Raw genomic sequence first — 1,525 nt, 5'->3', positions numbered from 1 at the left:
CTCCAGCCGTACGCCTCGTACTGGTTCCCCGACTCGCTGCCCGAGGGCACGCCTCCCGAGGGCGTCACCTGGCGGAGTCTGCTGTCCTGGACGCCGGAGGGCGACCGCGACCTCCCGTTCAACACCGCCTCGGTGCCGCTGGCGCGCCGTTTCACCCCGGTGCCCGCCAATACGTCGGCGCGGTCCGGGCAGGCGCGGATCAGCGCGCTGGCGGCCTTCGACCACACGGCGGGCAATCCCTCGCAGGGATCGGCCACCGCGGACCACTACGCGCTGACCCACTGGGCGTACCTGGACGAGCTGGTGTTCTGGGGCGGTTCGTCCGGCGAGGGGCTGATCCTGGCGCCCAACGCGCCGGTGGTGGACGCGGCGCACCGCAACGGCGTCCCGGTCCTCGGCACCGTCTTCCTCCCGCCGGTCGCTTACGGCGGGCAGCTGCGCTGGACCCGCGACCTGGTGCGCCAGGACGCCGCCGGGCGTTTCCCGCTGGCGGCGAAGCTGGTGGAGGTGGCGACGGCGTACGGGTTCGACGGCTGGTTCGTCAACGCCGAGACGGACGGCGGGGACACCGCGCTCGCCACCCGGATGCGGGGGTTCCTGCGGGCGCTGCGCGCCGCGGGCGCCTCCCGGGGGCTGCGGATCACCTGGTACGACGCGATGAACACCACCGGACGGGTCGGCTGGCAGGGGGCGCTGGACGACCTCAACCGCCCGTTCTTCCACGACGAGGACGGCCCGGTCGCCGACTCCCTCTTCGTGGACTTCCGCTGGACGGGGCAGCGGCTGGCGGACTCCGGGCGTCTCGCGGAGAGCCTCGGCCGCAGCCGCTACGAACTGTGGGCGGGCGTCGACGTAGAGTCCGCCGGCTGGAACACCACCGTGGACTGGGACGCGGTCCTCCCCCCGGGCCGCGACCAGGTGGTGTCGTACGGCTTCTACCGGCCCGAGTGGACCCTGCACCATCTGCCCGAGGGGCGCACCCCGGAGCAGTTCCACGCCGCCGACGACCGTTTCTGGACCGGGGAGGGGCTCGACCCGACCCGGCCGGCGGACGGCGGGAAGGGCTGGCGCGCCCCGGCGGGCGTGGTCGCGGACCGGTCGACGGTCGGCGCGCTGCCGTTCGGCACCTCCTTCAACACCGGGCACGGGCTGCGCTGGTACGACGGGGGCAGGGCCGTCTCCGGCACGCCGTGGAACCATCTGGGGCTCCAGGACCGGCTGCCGGCCCGGCGCTGGGTCGTGCGCACCGAGGGGCGGCGCCCGGAGGTCCGCCTCGACTTCGCCGACGCCTGGCACGGCGGCAGCAGCCTGCTGGTCACCGGCGGCCTCGACGCCCCGGCCACCGTGGAGCTGTTCGCGACCCGGCTGCCGGCCGGCCCCTCGACGGTGCTGGAGCTGGTGCACCGGGCCGACGAGGACGGTTCGGCGCCGGTCACCGTGGAGGTGGCGGTGGCCCTGCGCGAGCCGTCCGCGCCCGGCGTCCCCGCCCCGTTCGTCCACCTGCCCGCGGGCACCCTCGCGCCGG

At 75.5% G+C, this 1,525-nt stretch carries 1 protein-coding gene; it reads left to right on the top strand.

The window, feature by feature from the left end:
* Positions 1-1,525: endo-beta-N-acetylglucosaminidase (locus tag AC51EU_RS30445; protein WP_496270318.1), on the top strand; the 1,525-nt coding region annotated here is incomplete at both ends.

This window comes from Candidatus Streptomyces philanthi, assembly GCF_059553635.1.
The sequence above is the reverse complement of the archived record's forward strand: the minus strand, read 5'-3'. Positions and strand labels throughout refer to the sequence as shown.